The sequence below is a fragment of the Hansschlegelia sp. genome, from assembly GCF_035538955.1.
In the GTDB taxonomy this organism is placed as follows: Bacteria; Pseudomonadota; Alphaproteobacteria; order Rhizobiales; family Methylopilaceae; genus Methylopila.
The window spans coordinates 66,645-90,432 of record NZ_DATLJK010000013.1 but is presented as its reverse complement, the minus strand read 5'-3'; the positions used below and the strand labels follow the sequence as shown (position 1 = coordinate 90,432).

General features: G+C 65.2%; 24 protein-coding genes. 13 read left to right on the top strand and 11 right to left on the bottom strand.

The window, feature by feature from the left end; all coding sequences use genetic code 11:
- Positions 1 to 8: 8 nt before the first annotated feature.
- Positions 9 to 515 carry a hypothetical protein gene (locus tag VM780_RS08695; RefSeq protein WP_325446874.1) on the bottom strand — a complete coding sequence of 169 codons (507 nt, stop codon included), beginning with the start codon at positions 513 to 515 and terminating at the stop codon, positions 9 to 11.
- A gap of 228 nt (positions 516 to 743) precedes the next feature.
- Here VM780_RS08695 and VM780_RS08690 point away from each other — a divergent pair, with 228 nt between their 5' ends.
- Positions 744 to 1,052 (top strand): hypothetical protein, encoded by a 309-nt coding sequence (locus VM780_RS08690; RefSeq protein WP_325446873.1) that lies wholly within the window; start codon positions 744 to 746, stop codon positions 1,050 to 1,052.
- 99 nt (positions 1,053 to 1,151) lie between these two features.
- On the opposite strand, the gene VM780_RS08685 is transcribed toward VM780_RS08690, so the two are convergent.
- The 6 genes from VM780_RS08685 to VM780_RS08660 form a co-directional block, all read right to left on the bottom strand.
- On the bottom strand, positions 1,152 to 1,661 hold the full coding sequence (locus tag VM780_RS08685) for a DUF4405 domain-containing protein (protein WP_325446872.1): 510 nt from the start codon (positions 1,659 to 1,661) through the stop codon (positions 1,152 to 1,154).
- Between the two features lie 11 nt (positions 1,662 to 1,672).
- Positions 1,673 to 2,359, bottom strand: coding sequence for a tetratricopeptide repeat protein (locus VM780_RS08680; protein ID WP_325446871.1), 687 nt, complete (start codon positions 2,357 to 2,359; stop codon positions 1,673 to 1,675).
- Positions 2,356 to 3,042: a Fe2+-dependent dioxygenase gene (locus tag VM780_RS08675; protein ID WP_325446870.1), complete on the bottom strand. Its 687-nt coding sequence runs from the start codon at positions 3,040 to 3,042 to the stop codon at positions 2,356 to 2,358. The genes VM780_RS08680 and VM780_RS08675 overlap by 4 nt, the downstream gene beginning before the upstream one ends.
- Before the next feature lie 19 nt (positions 3,043 to 3,061).
- Positions 3,062 to 5,407, bottom strand: a complete 2,346-nt coding sequence (locus VM780_RS08670) for a TonB-dependent siderophore receptor (RefSeq protein ID WP_325446869.1) — start codon at positions 5,405 to 5,407, stop codon at positions 3,062 to 3,064.
- 592 nt (positions 5,408 to 5,999) lie between these two features.
- Positions 6,000 to 7,442 carry a hypothetical protein gene (locus VM780_RS08665; protein ID WP_325446868.1) on the bottom strand — a complete coding sequence of 481 codons (1,443 nt, stop codon included), beginning with the start codon at positions 7,440 to 7,442 and terminating at the stop codon, positions 6,000 to 6,002.
- 471 nt (positions 7,443 to 7,913) lie between these two features.
- On the bottom strand, positions 7,914 to 8,522 hold the full coding sequence (locus VM780_RS08660; protein WP_325446867.1) for a TetR/AcrR family transcriptional regulator: 609 nt from the start codon (positions 8,520 to 8,522) through the stop codon (positions 7,914 to 7,916).
- A gap of 477 nt (positions 8,523 to 8,999) precedes the next feature.
- Between VM780_RS08660 and VM780_RS08655 the strand changes: the two genes are divergently transcribed.
- From VM780_RS08655 to VM780_RS08600, 12 genes are all read left to right on the top strand, one after another.
- A complete protein-coding gene (locus VM780_RS08655) occupies positions 9,000 to 9,479 on the top strand; it encodes a MaoC family dehydratase (RefSeq protein WP_325446866.1) in 480 nt (159 codons plus the stop codon).
- A complete protein-coding gene (locus VM780_RS08650) occupies positions 9,476 to 10,729 on the top strand; it encodes an MFS transporter (RefSeq protein ID WP_325446865.1) in 1,254 nt (417 codons plus the stop codon). The genes VM780_RS08655 and VM780_RS08650 overlap by 4 nt, the downstream gene beginning before the upstream one ends.
- Positions 10,730 to 10,986: 257 nt before the next feature.
- Positions 10,987 to 11,541, top strand: a complete 555-nt coding sequence (locus tag VM780_RS08645; RefSeq protein WP_325446864.1) for an NAD(P)H-dependent oxidoreductase — start codon at positions 10,987 to 10,989, stop codon at positions 11,539 to 11,541.
- Between the two features lie 119 nt (positions 11,542 to 11,660).
- Positions 11,661 to 12,752, top strand: coding sequence for a dimethylsulfone monooxygenase SfnG (gene sfnG / locus VM780_RS08640; protein ID WP_325446863.1), 1,092 nt, complete (start codon positions 11,661 to 11,663; stop codon positions 12,750 to 12,752).
- A gap of 106 nt (positions 12,753 to 12,858) precedes the next feature.
- A complete protein-coding gene (gene ribB / locus VM780_RS08635; protein WP_325446862.1) occupies positions 12,859 to 13,980 on the top strand; it encodes a 3,4-dihydroxy-2-butanone-4-phosphate synthase in 1,122 nt (373 codons plus the stop codon).
- A gap of 50 nt (positions 13,981 to 14,030) precedes the next feature.
- The gene (locus tag VM780_RS08630) at positions 14,031 to 14,561 is read left to right on the top strand and encodes a flavin reductase family protein (protein WP_325446861.1); all 531 of its coding nucleotides are present in this window, start codon (positions 14,031 to 14,033) and stop codon (positions 14,559 to 14,561) included.
- Positions 14,562 to 14,637: 76 nt separating this feature from the next.
- Entirely contained in the window at positions 14,638 to 15,693 is a 1,056-nt protein-coding gene (locus VM780_RS08625) for a hypothetical protein (RefSeq protein WP_325446860.1), read from the top strand.
- 477 nt (positions 15,694 to 16,170) lie between these two features.
- A complete protein-coding gene (soxC, locus tag VM780_RS08620; RefSeq protein WP_325446859.1) occupies positions 16,171 to 17,421 on the top strand; it encodes a sulfite dehydrogenase in 1,251 nt (416 codons plus the stop codon).
- Positions 17,408 to 17,971, top strand: coding sequence for a cytochrome c (locus tag VM780_RS08615; RefSeq protein ID WP_325446858.1), 564 nt, complete (start codon positions 17,408 to 17,410; stop codon positions 17,969 to 17,971). Before soxC ends, VM780_RS08615 begins: the two co-directional genes overlap by 14 nt.
- Positions 17,972 to 18,149: 178 nt before the next feature.
- Positions 18,150 to 18,986: a TorF family putative porin gene (locus tag VM780_RS08610; RefSeq protein WP_325446857.1), complete on the top strand. Its 837-nt coding sequence runs from the start codon at positions 18,150 to 18,152 to the stop codon at positions 18,984 to 18,986.
- 48 nt (positions 18,987 to 19,034) lie between these two features.
- Positions 19,035 to 19,340, top strand: coding sequence for a putative quinol monooxygenase (locus VM780_RS08605; RefSeq protein ID WP_325446856.1), 306 nt, complete (start codon positions 19,035 to 19,037; stop codon positions 19,338 to 19,340).
- Positions 19,341 to 19,576: 236 nt separating this feature from the next.
- Positions 19,577 to 21,016: an LLM class flavin-dependent oxidoreductase gene (locus VM780_RS08600; RefSeq protein WP_325446855.1), complete on the top strand. Its 1,440-nt coding sequence runs from the start codon at positions 19,577 to 19,579 to the stop codon at positions 21,014 to 21,016.
- A gap of 122 nt (positions 21,017 to 21,138) precedes the next feature.
- Here the strand turns inward: VM780_RS08600 and VM780_RS08595 are convergent, their stop codons facing one another.
- The 4 genes from VM780_RS08595 to VM780_RS08580 are packed head-to-tail and all read right to left on the bottom strand — an operon-like array spanning position 21,139 to position 23,785.
- Positions 21,139 to 21,744 carry a hypothetical protein gene (locus VM780_RS08595; RefSeq protein ID WP_325446854.1) on the bottom strand — a complete coding sequence of 202 codons (606 nt, stop codon included), beginning with the start codon at positions 21,742 to 21,744 and terminating at the stop codon, positions 21,139 to 21,141.
- A gap of 23 nt (positions 21,745 to 21,767) precedes the next feature.
- Complete coding sequence (locus VM780_RS08590) at positions 21,768 to 22,271, bottom strand: hypothetical protein (protein ID WP_325446853.1); 504 nt, start codon at positions 22,269 to 22,271, stop codon at positions 21,768 to 21,770.
- A 57-nt stretch (positions 22,272 to 22,328) separates the two neighbouring features.
- Complete coding sequence (locus VM780_RS08585) at positions 22,329 to 23,270, bottom strand: YncE family protein (protein ID WP_325446852.1); 942 nt, start codon at positions 23,268 to 23,270, stop codon at positions 22,329 to 22,331.
- The gene (locus VM780_RS08580) at positions 23,267 to 23,785 is read right to left on the bottom strand and encodes an SRPBCC family protein (RefSeq protein WP_325446851.1); all 519 of its coding nucleotides are present in this window, start codon (positions 23,783 to 23,785) and stop codon (positions 23,267 to 23,269) included. Before VM780_RS08580 ends, VM780_RS08585 begins: the two co-directional genes overlap by 4 nt.
- Positions 23,786 to 23,788: the final 3 nt, after the last annotated feature.

Genomic DNA, 23,788 nt, shown 5'->3' with positions numbered 1-23,788 from the left:
CGACGCCGTCACGAGCAGCGGCGGCGCAGCAGTCCCATGGCTCGGGTGACGCCGTTCAGCGGAAACACATAATGCGTTTCGTTGCCGCGCCTCGAGGCGGTCGAGACGCGCATGGAGCGTCCGCTCTTCATCGCCTTCAGGAGGTCTCGCTCCCGCGGCTTGCCGCCGGCGAGCCATGCGCCGCTCTTGTACGTCTGCAGACGGAACTTTTTGCCGTCCACGCTCAGCCATGAGGGACCATTCGGATCGACCGCGTAACCGAACTGCAGGCTGGCTTCCGTACGGGGCGGCGACTTGCCGACGCTTCTGATGAAAAAGGAAACTAGTCCGTGATTGAGGCGCGCAGGTTCCGCCTTGGACGGATTGGCGTAGATAAAGCATCCCTTGCCTCCCGCATCACTATATTGCCACACGCTCCAGCTTCCGAAGAACCCGATGTTCTTCTCGGCCGCTTCAGCCGGGGAAAGCGACAGCACAGCCAAGGCGGCTGTCGCGGCAAGGAACAGCTTCTTCATCTATGACCTCCTTTCGCCCATTGAGCGGCAGGGGTCTGACTAACGATCTCGGCTGATCAGTCTCCTAATTATCTCCGGATGACGATCACGTTCTGGCGAGGCCAGCGTGCCGACGCAGCCCCTACACCCCAGAACCTCTTCGGCTCTCGTCACGACGCCGCCCTCGTGCAGGGACTTTGATCCGCGTGCGTGACCATATTCATCGAAGAGAGAAAGCGAGACAGATCCATGCTGAAGCGCCTCCTCCCGATCGCCCTCGCGGCGATGTTGCCTGCCTCGGCGGCGGTCGCGACGCCTGCTACGCCGTCAACCGGGTTCACCTCCGCAGTCGCGCCGATCCAGCTCGTCGACATGCGGCGCCACGACCATCGAGGCCCACGCCACGACTACCGCCACCGTCGCCACGGGCATTCCCATTACAGGCCTGGCGGACGCTACCGCTCGGCGCCGCATGGCTGGCGCAGCTACCGCGCCCGTCCGCGCGACTGGCGGACCCGCGGCTGCGTCGTGGTCGGGCCGGTCTGGTTCTGCCCCTGAACGGGCCACGTTGGAGAGGGCTCGCCAGCTGGAGCTCGAGAGAGCGCCTCGCCGGGTGGAGGCCTCGCGTCCGCCCTGCGGGCGTTCCGTGATGGCGCCTTATCTTCTTGAGGCGCGGTCAGGAATGAGCTTCAGGAGCAGTTCGGACGGTCTCACGCCCGAGGACGCGGCGACGCTTTCGAGCGTCGCTTCCGGCGCATCGACATTATGTCCATCTTCGCGAAGCCGCCTGACGAGATCTTCGGGCGAGGCGTTCAGAACAGGCGCGAGGTCAACTAGGCGGGCCTTTGTCATCACCGACATGACGCGAAATCCCGGGCTGCCGCCGCGCGACTGCATCATGCCGTTCACGGCGAATGGAACCGCCACCAGGATCGATGCGAGAAGCGGGATGATCAGCGTCTTGCGCCTCAGATAGCCGACGAACGGCTTCCAGTTCTTCCAGATGTGCAGAGCGAAGGGCGCAAGCAGGGCGAGGCTCAGCCACTCATGCATCATGTGGAACGCCGCCGGCTGCCAGCGGAAGAACAGCGCAACCCCCGAGACGGCGGAGACCAGAAAAAGCCCGGTGGTGAGCGGCGTGCCGTAGCGATGGATCAGGGTTTTCAAAGCTGCGCCCTTCAGCGGGAAGACTGGAAAGAATCCGCGCAACGCCTCGAAGCGGCGCGGCCGAGCTCCGCCAGACGAGGGACCGGATGGGCCGCCAGCGCCTCGCCGACGACCCGCCAGAAATCGGGGAAGCCGAGCTCGATGCCTCGCCGCAGCCAGATCTCGGCGCCGTCGATGTCCCCGTCGTCATCGGCCAGCCGGCGGGCGTAGTTGAAGCAACCCCAGCAATCGCCGCCTTCCGCCGCATGACGGAACAGGGTTTTGGCGAGCGCGGCGTCGCGCGGCGCGCCCTCCCCGCTCTCCCTGAGGAGGCCCATCATGTTGAACGCCTTCGCGATTCCCGCCGCCGCCGCGCGTTCGTAGAGCGCATAGGCGGCGACCGGGTCCGCCTTGCGTCCGCGACCGCCGAGCGTCAGATCCGCGAGATTGAACAGCGCCCACGGTTCGCCGAGCGCGGCGGCGCGCTCATAGCAGCGCGCCGCTTCCTGGAGATCGACGCGCGTGCCCCAGCCACGCTCATAGGCGCGCCCGAGCATGTTGATCGCCCGCTCGTCGCCAAGTCGGGCCGCGCTGCGGTACCAGGCGAGCGCCGCCGCCGGGTCCTGCGGCTTGCCGCCCAACCCGTCGAGCTGGATCTGCGCCCATTCGAGCTGGGCGCGCGCGATCGCCCGGCCGATGACAGGACCGGCCGCCGTCACAGCTCCGCCCAGCGCCGCAGAAGGTTGTGATAGTGGTTCACGAGGCCAAGCGTGGCGCGGCTTCGGTCGCCGAGTTGGGCCCGGGTCTCGATGATCGCGAGGTCGAGGTCGTAGAGCAGCGACCGTTCGCCGTCGTCCTTGACCATCGACTGGGTCCAGAAGAACGACGACCAGCGGCTTCCCCGGGTGATCGGCTCGACGCGATGCAGGCTGGTGGCCGGATAGACCACCATGTCGCCGGCGGGCAGCTTGACGGCGTGCGCGCCGTAGCTGTCCTCGATCACGAGCTCGCCGCCGTCGTAATCGTCCGGGTCGGTGAGGAAGAGCGTGCTCGAGACGTCCGCCCGCATCCGCATGCCGCCGGCGCCGGGGATCGCCCGGATGGCGCCGTCGACATGCGCGCCGAAGCTCATGCCCTCGTCATAGCGGTTGAACATTGGCGGCAGCACGCGCAGCGGCAGCGCAGCGGAGTTGAAGACCGGGTTGCGGGCGAGCGCCGTCAGGATCAGCTCGCCAAGGCGGCGAGCCTCGGCTGAATCCTCCGGAACCTGCATGTTGCGTTTGGCCTTGGCCGCCTGATCGCCGGCGGTCGCCTTTCCGTCGATCCAGCAGGAGCTCTCCAGGATCGAGCGGCAGAACGCGACCTCGTCGGGCGTCAGGACGCCGTTGATGTGCACCAGCACGGCTAGATCCGCCCGCGCGTCACATCTTGTAGCCGAGGGAGAGCAGCACCGTCCGGCCGGAGCCCGGCACGACGCGGCCCGTGCCCTGCGCGGAGGTGTAATTCAGCTCGTTGGTCAGGTTGTATCCGTTGAGAGCGACCCGCACCCCCTCATATTCGTAGGAGATCAGACCATCGAGCGAGAAGGATCTCGGAACGCGCGCCTTGTTCGCGGGATCGGCCCAGTACGCGCTGGCGTACTGGACGCCGCCGCCGATGAGCAGCCTGCCGGGCATCTTGTCGGCGAAGTGACGCGACAGCTCATACGTCGCCCACAGCGCGGCGTTGTGCTTCGACACATAGGGAACGTCATTGCCCTTCACGGATGACGCGGCCGCCGTGCCGGGCGTCTCGCCGCGGATCTTGCCATCCAGATAGGCGTAGCCGAACTGGACCGTCAGCCCCGGCGTCACTTCACCGGTCGCGCCAACTTCGAAGCCGCGCACGCGCCGCTTCTGACTTGCGTCGGAGAAGCCGCCGATAAGGTCGCCCGTGACGGGGTCGACGTCGTAGGCGTTGCTCTTGTCGATCTGGAAGACCGAGCCGGACAGGCCGAGGCGCCCGTCCATGAGATCGATCTTGCCGCCGAACTCGTAGAGGTCCGCCTTCTCCGGATCGAGCTTCAGGTTTCCGCTCGCGCCGCCCGGCACCTCGCTGGTGGCGTTCGCCGCCTGGGTCGCGACGTTGGTGCCGATCGGCGTGTAGGACCGGGCGTAGCTCACATAATAGGTCTGGTTCGGCTGCGGCTCGAACATCAGCGCGACCGACCGGCTGAGCTTGCTGTCCGACTGCTTGCCGTTGACCTTGGTGTCCTCGAACGGCGCGGTGGTGTCCGCCGCCGCCGGGGTGAAGCTGTAGAACTTGCTCTTGAAGTTGTCCCAGCGAAGCGCGCCCATGATGGAAATCTGGTCCGTGAACCAGACCCGGTCGTTGGCGAACAGCGCGACGTCCGAGGCCGTCGCGTCGCGGTCATTGCCGACCACGCGCGTACGAACGGCGTTCGGCGTGCTGTAGAACGGATCGCGGATCGTCTGGTTGCCGCGGGTCTGGCCGTAGCTCGCGGGCTCGCGATGGTCGTCCTGGTGGTACACGTTCACGCCGGCGATGGCCTTGTGCTTGAGGCCCCCGGTCTCGAACTCCGCCTTGGCGGTGGTGGTGTTTTCAAGCCCCCAGGTCTTCTGCTTGTAGCTGAGGCCGCCGCCCGCCCCGTAGGTGACGAGCGGATTGCCGCCGGCCAGAAACTGCTGAGAGCAGCTTCCGGCATATTGCACCCCCGGAGTGGCGCTGCTGGCGTCGTTGGAGCAGCCGGGGGGCGTCGACGAATAGTCCCGGTCGTAAAAGCCGACGCGAGAGTCGCTCGAGATCGTCAGCCAGTCGTTCACCTCCTTGGAGAACAGCGACGTCACGACGTGCGCGTTGGTCACGTCCTTGTCGGTCGCGCGGACATAGGAGGTCGAGCGGCTGAGGCCGAGTTCGGTCGCGGGCCGCCAGCGGCCATTGGCGTCGGCGATGAACGGCACGCCGTAATCCGGCTTCCGGTTGTTGTGCTGGTACATGTAGTTGATGGACCAGGTGGTGTCGGTGCCGAGGCCAAACCCCAGCGCGGCCGCGAAACCCTGCCGATCCGTCTTCACATGGTCGCGGTCCGCCACGTCCTGGTCATGGACCATGCCGTTGAGGCGGATAGCGGTCGTCTCGTTGATCTGCTTGTTGTAGTCGACCGTCCCGCGCTTCAGGGGGCCGCTGCCGATCTGGCCCTCGATGGAGAGCGCATCGCCGAGATGCGCCTTCTTCGACGTCTGGTTGATCAATCCGCCGGTGGTGCCGACGCCGAAATTCTCGCCATTCGGACCCTTGATGACTTCGATGCTGTCGATGTCGAAGCTGTCGCGGACATAGGCGCCGAAGTCCCGCAGGCCGTCGATATAGATGTCGCCTTTGGACTGAAAGCCGCGGATGCGGAACTGGTCGCCATTGGTGCCGCCGTTGCCCTCGCCGGTGGACAAGGTGATGCCGGGCACGTTCTTCAGCGCCTGCTCGACGCTCGTGACGCCCTGCTGCTCGAGTTGCTCCTTTGGGATGACGGTCACGGCCCGCGGAATCTCCCACACCGTCGCCGGAAGCCGGCTGATGCCGGTCGAGGCGTCGTTGGCGTTACCCGAGGCCGCCGCGCCTTCGACCAGGATGGGGTCGAGGGACGTGGAATCGGACTCGGCCGATTGAGCCTGCGCGGCCATCGGTTGAACCGCCACAGCCAGTGTGGCGCTCGCCGTAAACGCCACATTCGACATCTTCGGCCGAAGCGAGATGGAACTGCGCACGATCATGTGTCCGGACTCCAAACCTGTTTGAGGCCTTTTGACGGCCAAACTCAGGCATGGCAAGCGTCACGCCAAAAATAAGCTTCTCTCAACATGAGATTGGAATTTTTCTACTTTAATAATATCGCTGCAAATCACCAGCTCGACCGCTCAGTTCCGCATTTTAATAGTTATAAGATGCCGAGAACCCGCTTTCGATCGGCTGAGCTTTCCCGGTCACGGAGCGCACTGGACGCAATCGATGAACTGGCTCAGGCGATCGTCCCGCTCGGCGAGCCCTTGGCCTATCGCTAACCCAGGAAATGCTCGCGAGCCTGACCTGCACGGGTCGACGGCGGCTGTGCCTTCCGGCGTGAGCCGGGTGGACTGTCGAAGGCGCTCAACGGCGAAGAACGACGCGCTTGGAGAGCGATCTTTGATCGGCTTCTCGGAGCCACCTCCCCGTCCTGACGGGAGGAGCGTCCCCGTTCCCTACGCTCCCGGCCAGCCAGAGAGGCCTTGAGACGCCTCGTCCCGCCCAAGGCGCCTTGGCCTTAACTGACCTCGGCGGAGCAGGTGGCCGTTGAGGTCAAGCGCAGGGCGCTACCGCGCGCTGGGCTCAGGCGTCTTGCGCAAGAAGATCTTCGGAGGCGTTGACGACGCCTGTTTGCGTCGCGGCGGCGCAGCGACGAGAGACCAGCGCGAGGAAATCCTCGACAGGAAGATCTATGATCTGTTCCAGAACGGCGTCGCCATCGATCTGGCCAGCCTCTTTCAATCTCTTCATAAATAGAAAACATTCGAAAACATCGTGCATGATATATGATCTGACTACATCAATTTCCGTCGACCAATAGCTCGGGAAGTGAGGCTTCTCGCCTAGAAAAAAATCCCCATTGAAGACGGTTATACGCTCAGGCGAGAACAAAAGTAGATCGAAAATTATGTGGCGAAACGCGAAGCCATTACCAAAATAACCCCACCATCGACGAGCCCACCACTTCCGAACGGCGACCGAGGCGGGCAGCTTTGCCCGGAGATCTAGAGCGGCCGATTTCTTTCGCGCCACAACGAAGGGAATCCCTTCATCTGCCAAGTTCTGAACGATCTCTGCGCCGGACCGGCCAATTTGCAGCCGGTTGTAATATGATACGTCAGTTCTCGATCCGAAATTTTCGCTTTTGTCGAGGAACTGGAATGCTCCTTGGTAATTGGTTCGCGCCACAACATCGTGCCGGTCGATCTCCCGGCCATTCCCAAGAGTGTTAGGCGCCGGCCCCACCAATGCGACAGAGCGCCCCTTTATGAAAGCCTCGTATCGCTGATGCTCCGCCCGCTGCTTAAAAGCGGTCCGGCGCAGCGTCACCGCCTCCTCCACGCGTCCCTCAGATAGAAGAACCTCAAGCCGGAGCGCATGCGCCTGCCCCACGGCCTTGCGACCGCCTTCTGCCGCGATGCGGTCGCAGAGTTGGTGCGCCAATTCAAATTCGCCGAGATACACCGCGCCCAGAACCGCAGCTGGCGCCGCCGCGCGATCTCCCCCGGTTGCGAGGGTGATCGCAACGCGGCCTGCGGCTGACTTGGCGGCGAAGGCGCCCCCGCCAAACCCGCGGCGCAGGAACCTGGCGTAGACATACAGCCAGGCGCTGTACGGCAGCCCCGGCTGGCGACCTTGTAGGTCCCGCACCGCGTCGACGGCGTCAGCGTCAGTCGCGTCCCCTGTCAGGAGACCGTCTATCGTCGCAAAGGAAGGGTCGATCGCCGTCAGGTCCATGGACCATGATAGCTGCGCCACCAGCCTCAGGACGCAATGTGGCGCTCCATTGTACCCGAGCACGGGAGGTAAACGACAGGCTTCTCGAAGAAGGATAGAAAACTGCCTGTCCGATTCGTCATATTTCTTGAGCTTTCTGAGGGATATTCCGAGATAAAACCGCGTGATCAAATCATGCGGATAGGCATCCACTGCCCTTGCCAGAAGACGTTCGGCCCCGACATTGTCCTTCTCGTCGAGAAGCCGCAAACCTTCCCTTAGAGCTTCGCTGCCCTCACTTGCCGCCACGAACTCGCCCTCATCAGCCTGTCCCGGTGAAGTTACCGTACGACATCGGGAAAAGCGACGGACGTTCGTAGAGGCCGCCCATTGGCGACGCCTCCGCTGGAGATGGCGCATAGGGACGCGAGTAAGCGCGCCTTCGCTTCGGACGACTGACCGCGATAGCCTGAAGCTTCAGCACCTGAGCGGCAAGAAAGCGCTAGTCGGAAACCGCGGGCGGTCCGCCACGCATGGCCGAGTCGCCGCCGAACCTTCTGAGGCCCGCTCACCCGGCAAAACAGTTCGGTCCGCAGCAAGGCGCGGCGCAGGACGAGTCGGCACAGGCTGCTCTCCCCTGGTCCGGTCCTCAGGATCGGCGCCCTTCGGCGAAGTCCTGCAGTTGCTGCGCCGTCTTCGGTCTGATCGTACCGATGTGGGCCTGGACGCAGCGCGAAGAGACATTCAGGAAGAGGTGACAACCCGGCGCTCGGCCCGAGCCTAATCCTTTTCCAGCACCTTCAGAACCATATCTGCAAAGATATCGGCGATTTCGTCTGACGTGTGCTTCCCGCTCGGCCGGAACCAGAGAAAGCTGTAGAAATACATTCCAAGGATGCCCTTGAGAGCGACGAGCGGCAGCGACTTGAAGTAACCCTTGGCCTCGCCATCCTTGAACGTCTGGTGCCAGACGTCCTGATATTGCTGATGCAGGTCGGAGACGAGCTTGTGGCGCTGCCCCGTCAGGGCGTCCGCCTCACGGAAGCAGACGGTCATTTCCGGCAGGTTCTGCGCGATCACACGCATCAGATAGCGGCTTAGCCGCCTTATGCGCTGGCGCGGATCCGGCTCCTTCTGCAGAGTGCCCTGGCCGAAGATCACCAGATCCTCGATGTAGCGCACCACGATGTTGAAGAGCAGCTCTTCCTTGCTATTGATGTGATAGTAGAGCGCGCCCCTCCCGAGCCCCACGGCGTCGCCGATCTCCGCGACGCCGATCGCACGGTAGCCGCGCTCGGCAAACAGCTTCGCGGCGATGTGCTGGATGCGCTCCCGCTGCTGCGTCGCAGGCGCCGTCGGCGCGACCTCGAGGGGCCTCCCGGCGCTCACGTTCGCATCACTTGCGTATGGACCAGTCGGTACAGGTGGGCTAATGTTTGTCTCCTCGCCAGAGCGTCGCGATCGCGGCTTGCTGGCGGTGAGGTTAGTGCGAGTGCGGGGCACGAAGACGTCCTTCACAGGTTCCGGGCGGCATTTTCTGGCGGAGGCGCGATTGTGGCAAGGGTTATCAGCGCAAGGCGCCCGGTTAAGGGGACCGGGCTCCCGTCGAAGTCGCCTCGCTGAGCGGCTCCGGCGATAATCGCCGCGGTGTACGCCCGGTCCAATCAGGGAGCGCGGAGCCGGAGACACGGGCGAGCAGCTCGATGGCCGCCTCCGACTGGTCCTGAGAGGGTTCGATTAAGCGCAACTGCCGGCCGGCTTCAAGACCCGGCCCACTACAAGAACAAGACGCGAGCCTGACGTCCGAGCCTCGATGAAAAAGATGGGGCGGCGATGCAGCTCGAGGAAACGATCAGGAGGGCGGCGATGCCGGAGAGCAGCAATGACGTCTGGGCGGCGACGGTGAACGGCAAGCCGAAAATCGGAGCCGTTGCGACGAGGACGCGCCGCACGACCTTGCGAGACATCGACATTTTTTCTGAGATGACCGGAGACTTCAATCCGCTTCACTACGACGCAGAGCTTGCGGCGGGCTCCGTCTTCGGGCGCGTCATCGTCCAGGGCGGAGTGACGTCGGGGATCCTGAACGCGGTGGTGGCCGAGGATCTTCCGGGGCCCGGAACGGTGTTCCTGCAGGTCTCCTGGCGCTTCGTCCAGGCGGTCGGCGTCGACGAGGAAATCACTGGTCAGGTGGAGGTGATCGGCGTCCGAGATGACAAGCCGATCTGCCAGCTCAAGACCAGGGTGGTGAACGCCCAGGGCGAGGATTGCCTGACCGGAGAGGCGACCGTCTACGTCGCCGCGCTGCGGCCCGCCGCCGAACAGAAGAGGAGCGCCGTGGCGTGACGCAGACCGACGCCTGCATGGCTCCCGCAGATCGCGCCGCGAGGGCCGACGCCGCGGCCTGGCGCACGCTCGGCCTACTGAGCGTCGCGCTCGTGCTGTCCATGACGACCTGGTTCTCGGCGACCGCGATCGTCACCGAGCTTAGGGCGGTCTGGGGACTCGACGGCGTAGCGGCGGCCTGGCTGACCAACGCGGTCCAGATCGGCTTCGTGTTCGGCGCGTTGGGCTCGAGCCTGATCAATCTTCCCGACATGGTTCCGGCGCGAGCCCTGATGGCGTCGGCGGCGGTGCTGGCGGCCGTCGTGAACGCGGCGCTGCTCGTGGCGCCGACCGCCGAGCTTGCGATCTTCGCCCGCTTCCTCACCGGCATGGCGCTCGCCGGCATCTACCCGCCGGCCCTGAAGCTGGTGTCGACCTGGTTCGTGCGCGGCCGCGGCCTTGCGCTCGGCTGCGTCATCGCCGCGCTGACGCTGGGCTCGGCCTTCCCGCATCTGCTGCGCGCGGTGACGGCGAACCTCGACTGGCGGCTCGTGGTCTCCGCGACCTCGGTCATGACGCTGGGGGGCGCGGCGCTGATGGCGCGCTATGCGACAGAAGGGCCGAACCCTTATCCGCGCGCCGCCTTCGATCCTCGCCAGATCGGCCGTGTCCTCCGCAACCGGCCCGTCGCGCTCGCCAATCTCGGCTATTTCGGCCACATGTGGGAGCTCTACGCGATGTGGGGCTGGTTCCTGGCCTTCGCGCAGGCCTACCGGCTGCAGAACGGAGCGGACGCGACCTCGTCCGCCTCGCTCATCACCTTCGCGGTCATCGCCGTCGGCACGGTCGGCTGCGTCGGCGGCGGACTGCTGGCCGACCGCATCGGCCGCACCGCCACGACGGCGCTCGCGATGGCGATCTCGGGTGCATGCTCGATCCTCATCGGATTGACATTCCACGGGCCGCTCTGGCTGTTCCTGCTCGTCGCCGTGGTCTGGGGAATATCGGTGATCGCAGATTCCGCTCAGTTCTCCGCGATCGTCACCGAGGTCGGCGACCCGGCTTTTGTCGGTACGGCGCTCGCGCTGCAGCTCGGGCTCGGCTTCGCGCTGACGGCGGTCGCGATCACGGCGGTGCCGGCCTTCGCCCACTTGGTCGGCTGGCAATGGGCCTTCGTGACGCTCGCCCCCGGGCCGCTGGTCGGCGCCTGGAGCATGCTCGCGCTGAGAAAGTCTCCTGAGGCGTTCAGGATAGCGCAAGGCAGACGCTGACGCCGGCATCTGTGTATCGAAGGGTACAGGAGCGCGGCGAGGCGCGCCTCAGGTTGCTGGCGCGCGCCAGGACCACGGCTGAGCTGACGCGGCCGGACCATCTCAGAGCACCGCTGATTTATCTAATGTTTCTGAGGAGGTCCCGCGGCTGAACGGAACGAAAGCCTTATGATCTCGCGGTCGCTTTCCTCGTAAAACAGGCTTGATTTAACCTCATAACCGCACCACTATGGACCGATCGATACAGAGGGTCGTCCATGCCGCTGCTGGTGTGCATCAACGGGAGTCCCCGGCGGGAATCGCGCACCGGCATCGTGATCGACGCCGTAGCCGACGCGATCGCAGCGTCGACGACGGTCGAACGCGGATATGTCCGGCTCGCGGATGACGGCGGCGCGTTCCTGACGGGACTGATGAGGGATCGCCTGTCGGAGCGCGGCCTCGACCTGCTGAGACTTATCGAGCGCGCGGATCTCTTGGTCGTCGGCGCCCCTGTCTACCGCGCAGGCTACCCCGGCGTGATGAAGCATCTCTTCGATCTTCTCGACCGCAGGGCGATGCGCGGCCGCAAATCGGTTCTCGTCGCGACCGGGGGTACGCCCTTCCACGCCTTGATGCTTGAACATCAACTGCGTCCGCTGATGGGCTTTTTCGGCATGTGGACGACGCCGACGACTATCTACGCAGTCGACAGTGACTTTTCGGGCCGCCGTATCGCGAACGCGGAGTTGCTCGCACGCGTCTCTCGCGCGGCGCGAGAGGCTGTGAGCGCGCTCATGATCGGGGCGGACGCCGAGGACCGGGCCGCCTGAGGATGTCGCCTGCAAGAAACGGGTCGGGAGGAGTGCGGCTCAGCTCACTACGAAGCGCCTAGACACAATAATAAAAGTTGGGAGGCAGAGAGTTGGCGTCAAAGAAATCGAAGCCGCCGATGAAATTCGCGCACTGGGTCCCGAACGTCAGTGGCGGACTTGTGGTGAGCAAGGCTCCGCAACGCACGGACTGGAGCCTCGACTATAATATCGAGCTGGCGAAGATCGCCGAGGCGGTGGGGTTCGAATACGCCCTGACGCAGGTGCGCTTCATGGGGAGCTACGGCGCGGAATACCAGCACGACTCCGTCATGTTCTCTGCCGCGCTGCTTGCGAACACCGACAGGCTCAACGTTATCACGGGAATCCTGCCGGGGCTGTGCCATCCTGGCGTGGTCGCGAAGCAGGGCGCGACGGCGGACCAGATCTTCAACGGTCGCTGGTCGATCAACGTCGCGAGCGGCTGGTTCCGCGCCGAATATGACGCGCTCGGCGTGCAATGGCTCGAGCATGACGAGCGCTACGTCAGGTCCCGTGAATTCATCGACATCCTGCGTGGCGCGTGGTCGGAAGACGACTTCTGCTATGACGGCAAGTACTGGAAGATCAACGGTTACAACCTGAAGCCAAAGCCGCTCCGTTTGCCCGGCCGGCCGATGCCCGAGATCTTCCAGGGTGGAAACTCGCTCGCCGCACAGAGCATGGCGGCCGCCGTTTCCGACTACTATCTCATGAACGGCAACAGCCTCGACGCGCATAAAGAGCAGATCGACGCGGTCAGGAAACTGGCCGCCGCGCAAGGTCGGCGCGTCAAATTCGGGGCGAATGCTTTCGTGATCGCGCGCGAAAACGAAGATGAAGCGTGGGACGAGCTTCGCCGCATCGTCGGGTTCGCGGACGACGTGGCCGTCAGAGGCTTCAAGGCTGCCGTAAAGGAGGCCGGCCAATCCACCAAAGACAAGAAGGGCATGTGGGTGGATTCGTCGGAGAAAGATCTCGTTCAGTACAATGACGGGTTCAGGACCGGCCTGATCGGGACGCCGGAGCAGGTCGCGACGAAGATCCACGACCTGAAGAAGATCGGCGTCGATCTCGTTCTCTGCGCCTTCCTGCATTTCCATGAAGAGACGAGATACTTCGGCGAACGGGTGATCCCGCTCGTCAGAGAGCTCGAGCTGGCGGATCCGGTCCGCGAGCTGAGAGCCGCCTGAACCGCTTCGCGAGCCTCGATCATCCCCTCGTTTTGGCTCGCGCTTTTTTACTTCCCGGCCTCGACGGAAATCCGGCCGGGCGCCTGTATACGGAGGAAGCAGGCAGATGAACTACATGCCCGCGCTCGCCCGACAGATTGACATCAACACCGCACAGGAAATCATCGAGGAGGCGCGCGCCGGGCGCCCGTTCATCCTGGTCGACGACGAGGATCGGGAAAACGAAGGCGACATCGTCATTCCAGCGCAGTTCGCGACGCCCGAGGCGGTCAATTTCATGGCGCGCCATGCGCGCGGCCTCGTCTGCCTGGCGCTGACCCAGCAGCGGGTCTCTCAGCTCCATCTCGCGCCGATGGCGCAGTCCAACCGTTCCGGCCGCCACCAGACAGCCTTCACGCTGTCCATCGAGGCGCGCACCGGGGTGACCACCGGGATTTCCGCCGCTGACCGCGCGCGCACGATCGCCGTGGCGATCAATCCCGAGAGCCGCCCGGACGATATCGTCACCCCCGGGCACATCTTCCCGCTGATCGCACGCGACGGCGGGACCCTGATCCGCGCTGGCCACACCGAGGCCGCGGTCGATGTGGCGCGGATCGCAGGGCTCAACCCGGCGGGCGTGATCTGCGAGATCATGAACGACGACGGCTCGATGGCGCGGCTGCCGCAGCTCCTCAAATTCGCGCGGCGCCACGAGCTGAAGCTCGGGACCATCGCCGATCTGATCGCCTACCGGCTGCGGACCGAACGCCTGGTCGAACTGATCGTGACCTCCGGGCTCCATCACCCGGCGTTCGGCGAGTGGCGCATGATGATCTATCGCGACACCGTCGAAGACGGCGAACACATCGTGCTTGCGAAGGGCGACCTGCGGCGGCCGGAGCCCACGCCTGTCTGCATACACATGGCGGACCCCGTCGGGGACATGCTGCTCGCGGGTTCAGGGGGAGCGCTCGAGGGCGCGATGTATCAGATCACCCGGCGAAGTCGCGGCGTCGTGGTGATCCTCAACGACCCCCGGCGAGACGCGCTGTCGGAGCGGATCCGTAATGGAAGCCCGCATTCGCGCCCCGGAAAGTCGCTGCGCGACTACGGCGTGGGAGCCCAGATCCTGATCGATCTTGGCGTCTCCGACATGGTGGTGATCTCCGACACCAACCAGAACTTCATTGGACTTGAGGGCTACGGACTCAACGTGGTCGAGCACGTGGCGGCGGCCCTTCAATGACAAGCACAAAGAAAGGCGGGAGCGAAATCCCGCCCGAGGGAGGAACCCACATGAACGTCCAGCAGAACACAGGTCACGGCAGATCCGGCATCGAGGTCGGCGAGGAGCGCGTCGACGGCGAGGTCTTCCGGCAGGTCATGCGACAACTCGCCGGCAGCGTCGCCGTCATCACCACGGAGGGCCAGGGCGCGCTTCACGGCTTCACGGCCACGGCGGTCTGCAGCGTGTGCGCCGAGCCGCCCACCATCCTGATCGTCGTGAACAGGTCGACCCGGACGCATCCGCATATCGACAAGAAGGGAGCGTTCGCGGTCAACATCCTCTCGGAAGACCAGGTCGACGTCGCGACCCATTTCGCGGGCAAGAATCCCGAGCAGTTCGCGACCGTAAGTCATGCGGTGACGCCGAGCGGCGTGCCGGTGATCGACGGCGCGGCCGCCTTCATCGAGTGCCATGTCACGCAGCGGGTGGACGTCGGCACCCATACGATCTTCATCGGTCGCGTGGTGGGCGCAGGAGCGCAGCCTGGCGCGCCGCTGATCTACCACAATGCGAGCTATGCGCGCCCCGCTCTGATCTAGCGGCGGCCGAAGCTGTCGCCTTCGTCCGCCGGAGTGCGGCGACGGCGCTCCCGAAATCCTTGTGGAGATTGATGCGATGTCCATCGCAATCGCCCCTTTTCGCCCGCTCAAGACCGTCCGCTCCTTCGTAGCGATCTATGCGCTGACGATTCTCTCCTGCTATCTGGTCAATCTGTTCGTCACCCAGCACCCGATCGGGCCCTGGCGCGGCGAGGAAATCCAGAAGTCGTTCTGGCTGGACAATGTAAGCTGGCAGATCTTCGCCGCCTGGTGGGCCTGCCTGTTCGCCGTCTGCGGACTCTGGCCGTTCTCCGGCATCGAGGGCCGCTTCACCCGCGGCATCGTGGTCACCGCGGTCTCCTGGGCGCTCGGCTGGTTAAGCGCCTATCTGATCGTGGAGGTCGGCCCTGGCGTCAGCGGCATCTTTCCGCTCGTCGGCACCACCTGGTTCTTCCTGGCGCTGTTCTGCTTCGCCGGCGCAAACTGGCTGGTGGCCGGCATGCCGCCGGCGCGTCAGTTCGCGCTGCTTCTCCTGCTGATCACCGGCTGCACCTTTCTGGTGACGCATTCGGCGATCGTCTGGGTTCCGGCCTGGTGGTTCCCCTTCCTGTTGATCGGCCTCTCCACCGGGACGCTCACCTATCTGACCCGCGGAATGGCGCAGCCGGGGCGCGCCTTCGCGATCCTGGCGATCCTGTTTGCGACCGTGGCGGCCTGCGTGGAGATTTCAATCCTGACGGGCTTCTGGACGCCGGACGCGTCGCCGATTTCGGCCTTCTGGTCGATGGGGCATTTCACGCCCGACAATCGCTGGCTGGTCTGCTTCATGGTCGCGACCTCCATCAATTACGCGATGCCGATCATCACCTACAATTGGCCGTTTACACATATTCGGATGCCGTGGGGCGGCCTGCTGGCCTGTCTGTTCTACCTGACGCTGGACGTCGTGGTCGCGTCTATTCTGCTGAGCCTCGTCGGCTCGGTGTTCAGCAGCACTGAGGCGTTGCTCACCTACGCCTATATGGGCGTCAACTGGTCGCTCGTGCTTCCGCTGGTGTTCGGCGTCGGCTTCGAGGAACCCTATCTCTGGCGAGGACAGAAGACTGCGGGCGGATGGGACGACGTCGCCTAGTCGACCCGCTCTCTCCGTCAGCGTCCCGCGTCGCTCGAGTAGAGCTACGCGGGACGCCTGCCTCGCTTCAAGATGTGACGCTATCTTAGTACCTCCAGAGGGCAGCAGACGAAGACTTTGGCTCCTCAGAGCAGCTCCTCAGCCGAGGACGGCGGAGAAAAGCACTTTCAGGCCGCTCCAGGCTGAGCGGCTTGTCTGCCGATATCCTGATGCGGCGCGGATCAGACCGCCCGCGTCGTGGGCAGAAATGGCGAAAAAGCGACGAATGCGCCCGCCTCCACTCTTGACAGATCTTCAACAACCATCTTGTATCGACCGGTACATACAGTGCGCCCGATCCAAGAGGCGCCACTCTCGGAGGGCATGGCTTTGACAGTGGGACGCGTATCGGGGCCGGGCCGTTCTCGAGCCACAGACCCACGCCAGGCGGATGCCGAGCCCTGTCCCTGCCAGGAGGGCATGCGGCCCGAGGTCGATATGCCCCGCCGCCGGCTTCTCGCGGGCGCCGGAGCGGCGCTTGGGGCAGGCGCGCTTGCGGTCGGTTCGGCGCGAGCGGCCGGCGAAACGGCGCCTCCCGGCGCGGTCCGCTACGACGTCCCCGATGATCCGACCAAGATCCCCGGGCGGCCGTTGCTGGAGGATGGCGGCTACGGGACGCGCTCCCAGTTCGAGACGGAGGTGCGGGTCAAGGCGCCGAACCCCACCGACATCACCTCCTGGACCTTCACGCCGCTCGCGTCGCAGATCGGCAACCTGACGCCGTCTGGTCTTCACTTCGAGCGCCATCATGGCGGCATTCCGACCATCGATCCCGCGCGCCACGAGCTGATCCTGCACGGCCTCGTGGATACGGCGAAGAAGTTCACCGTCGCCGATCTGAAGCGGATGCCGTCGGTCACCCGCAAGCACTTCATCGAGTGCTCGGGCAATACGCTCTACGAGTGGGCGAAGCCGACAGCGAAGAGCGTCCAGGTCTCGCACGGCCTGCTCTCGACTTCCGAGTGGACCGGCGTGCTGTTCTCCACGCTCGCCCGCGAGGTTGGGCTCAAGGAGAACGCGCTCTGGGTCTTGGCCGAAGGCGCCGACGCCGCGGTGATGACGCGCAGCGTGCCGATCGAGAAGCTGCTTTCCGACGGCATGATCGCCTACGGCCAGAATGGCGAGGCGCTACGCCCGGAGCAGGGCTACCCGCTGCGCCTGCTGCTGCCCGGCTATGAGGGCAACACGCATATCAAATGGCTGCGGCGGCTGCAGGTCAGCGACCGTCCTTTCATGACCCGCGAGGAGACGTCCAAATATTCAGACCTGATGCCGGACGGTCGCGCCAAGCTGTTCACGCTTCAGATGGACGCCAAATCGGTCATCACCTTCCCTTCCGTCGGCATGATGCTGCCGAAGCCGGGTCGCTACGAGATTCGGGGGATCGCCTGGTCAGGGCGTGGACGCGTGCAGACCGTCGAGGTTTCGATCGACGGCGGCAAGAGCTGGAGCCCTGCGAATATAGAGAACGCTCCAGAGCCGATGTGCACCGTCCGGTTCAATCTGCCCTGGGTGTGGGATGGCCGTCCGGCGACCCTGCAGAGCCGCTGCACTGACGAGACCGGCGCCGTCCAGCCGACCTACCAGGACCTGGTCCGTCGGCGCGGCCTGAACAGCGTCTACCACTACAACGCCATTCAGAGCTGGGCGGTCGCGGCCGACGGAGGGATCAGCAATGTCCATGCGTAACGGACTGGCCTCCGCCCTGCTGCTCTCCGCAACCGCAGCTTTCCCGGCGCTCGCCGATGAGTCCGACTATGGCGCGCCGATCGCGCCTGCGGAGCTCGCGCGCTATTTCGCGATCCAGCCGGCGGGCGATGGCCTCCCGGCCGGGTCCGGAACGCCTGAGGCCGGCGCAAAGGTCTACGGATCGCAATGCGCGATGTGCCACGGCGACAAGCTCCAGGGCGTACCGACCGCAGGCGGTCCGGCGCTCATCGGCGGCCGCGGCACCCTCGCCTCGCCGAAGCCGGTGAAGACGGTTGAGAGCTACTGGCCTTACGCCACGACGCTCTACGACTATGTCTGGCGCGCCATGCCGTTCCACGCGCCGGGCTCGCTGAGCCCGGACGACGTCTACGCGGTGTCGGCCTACATTCTCGAGCGCGGCGGCGTCATCGACGCCGGGACCACGCTCGACGCCAAGACGCTCCCGAAGGTCCGAATGCCGAACGCTGACGGGTTCTATGACGGCCGGGCGACTGATCTCTCGGCCTACGCAGTGCAGAACGGCAAATAGCGGCGGCCGGCGTCAGCGCCGGAGCCGCCGCAATAAGAACATCCGAGGAAACGACGCGCACTTCGGCGTCGGTCCGGCCGGGACGTGGAAGACGGACCTGTTCGGTCAGGCCCGGGCGGGCGCTCGCGCCCTGTCGTTCCACAGCTCGGACCGCCGCCACCAACACGGGGAGGACACGATGACTGCCTTTAGCGGGCGCGCCCTGGGCGCGATCTTGGGGGTTGCGGCGCTCGCGACCGCGCCGGTGGCGGCGAGCGCGGCGGATCTCGCCTTGGCGCCGGCTTTCGCCGAGGTTCCGACGACGCCGAACATCGACGCCGCCTTCGGCGTCACTCTCGCGAGCCAGTATGTGGCGCGAGGGGTGGCGCAGTCCGCCGGAAATCCAGGCGTTCAGGGTTACGGAGAGATCCGCCTGTTCGACTGGTTCTACGCCGGCGCCTGGGCGGCGAGCCTGGACCTCCCGGCCTCGAAGGGGCTGACCGATCCCGCGCTCGAAGTCGACGCCTATATCGGCCTACGTCACACCTGGGATCGGCTGACGCTTGACGGCGGCGTGATCTACTTCTGGTACGCCGGCGAAAAGGGCGCGAACACAGACTATTGGGAGCCCTATTTCCGGCCGACCTATCAGGTCAATGACTGGCTGACAGTCGGCGGGCTCGTCCGCGCCACCGACAACTTCGTCAATCTGAGCGCCAAAGAGCTCTATCTCCTCGGCAACGCGAAGATCAAGCTGCCGAACTTCACCAACAACAGCGATCTCGGCCTCTATGTCTCGGGCGAGTTCGGGCACCGCTGGATCGGCAAGACCAAGGCCGGCTTCAACTTCCCCGACTATCTCGTTTGGAACGGCGGCGTCGGCCTGACCTACAAGTCGATGACGCTCGACGCGCGCTACTGGGACACGTCGCTGTCGCGCCGGCAATGCGGCCTCTTCGTCAACGATCGAGGCTGGTGCGGCGACCGGTATGTGCTGAGCCTGTCGTTCGACACGACGCTGAGCGCTCTCAAGTAAATCAGCCGCCAGGCGGCCGAAACGCACCCCTTGAATTGGAGAACCAGCATGAGCGACGTGGCAGGCGTGATCGAGTTCAACGCGAAGCCGGGACGGGGAGCCGAGGTCGCACGGCTCATCGCCGACGCGCTTCCGCATGTCGAGGCGGAAACCGGAACGCCGCTCTGGCTGGTGATCCGTTCGAAGGCCGATCCCGACGCCGTATTCCTGGTCGATCTTTTCACGAATGACGCGGCGCTCGACGCTCACATGACGGGCAAGGCCGCCGAACAGATCTTCCGCACCGTGCCCCCGCTTCTGAGCGGCGACCCCAAGATTCACCCGGCGGAGGTCATCGCCCGCAAGGGCGCATAGCGGCCGACGCCGGTCGGAGGCAAGCGCAGCCGTCGCTTCGAGCTTGCAAAATGGCGGCGGCGCTGCCTAAATGGACCGATCGGTACAACCATGACGGTCCGGAATATGCGACGCGGCCGCTCCGCCGCGTCCCCGGCCGCAACGAGATGAACCGCCGCTCAAGGACCTGCTGGCCCAGGGGGCTCAGCTCTTCGACGGCGGCGACAACAAAGAACAGTAAGGGAGAGGGATTTCCTATGGCAAAGCGCATTCTGCTCAGCGCCTTCGACATGACCTGCGTCAGTCATCAGTCCTCGGGAACCTGGCGGCATCCGTCGAGCCGGGCGTGGAACTACAACACGATCGAGTACTGGACAGATCTGGCGCGCGAACTTGAGCGCGGCTGCTTCGACTGCCTGTTCATCGCCGACGTGGTCGGGGTCTACGACGTCTATCGCGGCACGGCCGCGGCGGCGCTGAGGGATGCGGACCAGGTGCCGGTGAACGATCCGTTCGGCGCGATTTCGGCCATGGCCGCGGTCACCAGCAATGTCGGATTCGGCGTCACGGCCGCGATCACCTACGAGCAGCCCTATCTGCTCGCCCGCCGGCTCTCGACTCTCGATCATCTGACCAAGGGCCGCGTCGCGTGGAATGTCGTCTCGTCCTATCTCAACAGCGCGGCGCTGAACGTCGGGCTGGAGAAGCAGATCGCGCATGACGAGCGCTACGCCATCGCCGATGAATACATGGAGGTGATGTACAAGCTCTGGGAAGGTTCGTGGGAAGACGGCGCGGTTCATCGCGACAAGGAGACCGGGATCTTCACCGATCCGAAGAAGGTCCACCCGATCGGGCATAACGGCAAGTACTACAAGGTGCCCGGCTTCCATCTCTGCGAGCCGTCGCCGCAGCGGACGCCCTTCATCTTCCAGGCCGGCGCTTCGGGGCGCGGCAAGCAGTTCGCGGCCGCCAACGCCGAGGGCATGTTCGTCCTGACGACGAGCCCCGAGCAGGCCCGCACGGTCACCAAGGACATTCGCGATCTTGCAGAGAAGCAGGGCCGCTCGCGCGATTCGATCAAGATCTTCACGCTGCTGACGGTCATCACCGGCGCGACCGACGAAGCGGCCGAACAGAAGTATCAGGAGTACCTGTCCTACTCGAGCTCCGAGGGAATGCTTGCGCTCTACGGAGGATGGACCGGGATCGACTTCTCGCAATATGACCCAGAGCAGCCGCTCGAGGCGATGGACAATGACAGCCTGCGCACGACGCTCGAGTCGCTGACGCACGGCCAGAGCCGCAAGTGGACGGTTCAGGACGTCATCAAGGACCGCACCATCGGCGGTCTCGGTCCGGTGCTGGTCGGAGGCCCACAGAAGGTCGCGGACGAGCTCGAGCGCTGGGTCGACGAAGGCGGCATCGACGGCTTCAACCTCGCTTATGCGGTGACGCCGGCGACGACCACCGACTTCATCGATTACGTCGTGCCTGAGCTTCGCAAGCGCGGCCGCGCGCAGTCGGAGTACCAGCCGGGAACGTTCCGCCAGAAGCTTCTGGGCACGCCCGACGGTCGCGTCGAGAAGAGCCACCCGGCCTCGCAATATCACGGCGCCTATGCGGGCAAGGAGAGCGTGGACGATCGCACGACCGCTTCGAACTTCGAGCAGTACAGCAAGATCGCAGCCGAATAAGAGAACGACCTCAAGTGATCCGGCGGGATGGACTGTACGTCCGTCCCGCCTCACTCGCACAACGCGGGGCCGGAATTAGGATCGAGCGGTCGCCCCAGCACTGGCCTTCGTCGCTTGAGAACTCAGCGCTCGATCTTCAGCGACGCGATCACCCTCTCGATCCGGGATTGGTGCTCATCCCATTTCGCAGCAGGAGCGACGCAGTTGAAGGCGACCTCCTGGGCCTTCGCCTCCAGCAGGAAGAGGCCGAAGCGCACCGCGCCGGGCTCGCCTTCCGCTTTCAGCTCGGCCCATTGGCCAGGATGGCCGCCGAGATCCTTGGCGGCGAACGGGGTGAGGTACTCCGCCTTCATCTCCTTCGGGGCGTTCGCCGCGACCCCATCTCCGAAGCGCTTCGCCGCCTCGGCTGAGGGTCGTTCGCCGGGCCTAGCTTCCGGCGCGCTGCGGACCTGCACCATGCAGAACACGCGATCCCCGCCGCAGGCCTCGTCGCCACACGCCACCCCGATGGCCCGGACAGTCTGAAAGCGCCGCCATTCGACCCCGTCCGGCTTCAACCGAAACGCGCCGTCGGGACCGACAATCTCCGTCGCCGGGCCGGGCGCCTGGGGCGCGGCCTCGGCGGGCGGGGCAGACTCCGCCGCTGGCGGCTGAGGGCTCTGAGCAGCCGCCGGAGAGACGATGAGAGCGCCGAGCGCCGCGAGCGGAACGATAACCCGTCGGATCATGATGGAGGGCTTCCGGAGCACGTTCAAAGCGCTTCCAGAAGCTTGTCGGCCGTCTTGTCGCGGAGCTTCACCGCGGCGACCTCCGAGCCGGTCAGAACCTGAACCGAGAGCATGTATGGGCGGTTGGCGTCGAAGATCGTCGCCATCGCGGCGTGGCCGCCCTGCGGGCAGGTTCCGACGCTCGTGTATTGGACCCGCTGCTCGCCGATCCGCTTCACCGCATAGGAGGTGAAGGCGCAGCCTGATGGCTTCATCGATTCCTCGGAGCCGTACTCGTAGCTCTGCAGCATTTTCTGCGGATCGGCGATGATGGCCCTGACATAGTCGGACGTTGCGCTGGCCTGGCTCACGCCGAGGACGCCGCGGCCCCCGCACGGCTCGGCGTCGCAAACATAGGTGACGCTCTCCTCGCCGGACGAATGCTTGCGCCAGCCAGGACCCGGATCGCCGATCGCCGCGCTGAGATCGAGCGCCGGGACGTTTGCGAGGGATTGGGAGGACGCTGGGCTCGCAATGACGCTCGCCATCAAGCCTCCTGCGATGAGAAACGCTTTACGCATGGGTCTTCTCCCTTGTGGTTCTTTTCATTGGGCGAGCGCCGCGAGGTAGCGCGGGCCCGCCGGGGTTGTGATTCGGCTCAAGGCCGTCATGCCGGCGAGATCGACAAACGTGACGCTGTCGTCGAACCAATTGGCGACGGCCGCCGTGCGGCCGTCTGCGGAGATCGTGACGCCCTCCGGGTACTTGCCGACCTTGATCCGGCCGAGTGGCGTGAGCTTCGCGGCGTCGATCACCAGGAGCGTCGCCTCTTCCTGGAGCGTGACCGCGAGGCGCTCGCCGTCGCTCGTGACCGCGACCCCATAGGGCATGCGGCCGACCGGGACGCGCGTGATCTCCGACAGCCGGAACGTGTCGATCACGGACAGATCGCCGCTCTGGACGTTGGCGACGAACAGCCGCGCGCCGTCCGGCGAGAGCCCGAGCGCGAAGGGCGCCCGGCCGACCTTCACCTGGCCGACGCGCCGCATCGTCTTGAGGTCGATAACGCCGACGGCGTCGCCTTCGCGGTCGGCCGCGTAGGCGCGGCTCCGCTTGACGTCGAGGACAAGCCCCGCGGGCGACTTGCCCACGGAGACCGTCCCGGTGGTCGCGCCCGTCAGCGCGTCGATCCGGACAAGGCTCCCGTTGGCCCAGTCCGTGACGTAGAGCTCGCTCTCGGTGGCGGCGGCCCCGAACGGGCTGCCGGCCACGTTGAACTTCTCGGTCACGGTGCGGGTGACGGCGTCCAGCACGGTGACGCGGCTTCGGTCCGGATGCGTCACGTAGAGCGTGCGCCCGTCAGGTCCGGCGGCAATCGAGGCCGGCGCGTCGTCGAGCTTCACGGACGCGCCTTCCAGGCCGGATCGACTCAGAAACGACACCGCTGCGCCAGCCTGCGAGACGACCGCGAAGGCGGCCTCCTCCGCCCGCGTCCCGGACAACCCGATCCCGACGGCAAGCGCAGCGGCCGCGAATGCGATCCTCATCCGCCGGCTTCCGACTTCTTCTTCAATCCTTCGAGCCCGTTCTTCAGGAAGGAAGTCATGCCCTCCACGGCGGCGGCGTCGTCCTTGCCTTCCGGCGGCTCGTTGCCCGTATCGGCGCGATAGAAGCGTCCCTCCCAGGTGACTTCGGAGCCGCCATCCTTCGGGGCGACCTTGATGGCGGCGCTGTAGGAGCTCACCGGCAGCGCGTCTCCGGCCTCGCCGGAAAGCCGGTAGTCGAGCCCCATCTGCTGGTCGTCGGCGGCGTCGAGCCCCTCCTTGAACTCGCCGCCGCTCTTCAGCGTCACCGTGCGCTCCTGGCCCTCCACGACGCTCTTCGCGACGTCCGGATGCCAGCTCTGCAGCGCCCCGAAGTCCTTCACGAGGGACCAGACCTTCGCCGGCTCCGCTTTGATCTCGATCTTCTCGTCGACCTTTTGCGGCGTCGGTCCGTGCGCGAAAGCAGGGGTGGTCGCAGCGATCAGGAGGGCAGTCGCGAGCAAGGTGCGGATGTTCATCGG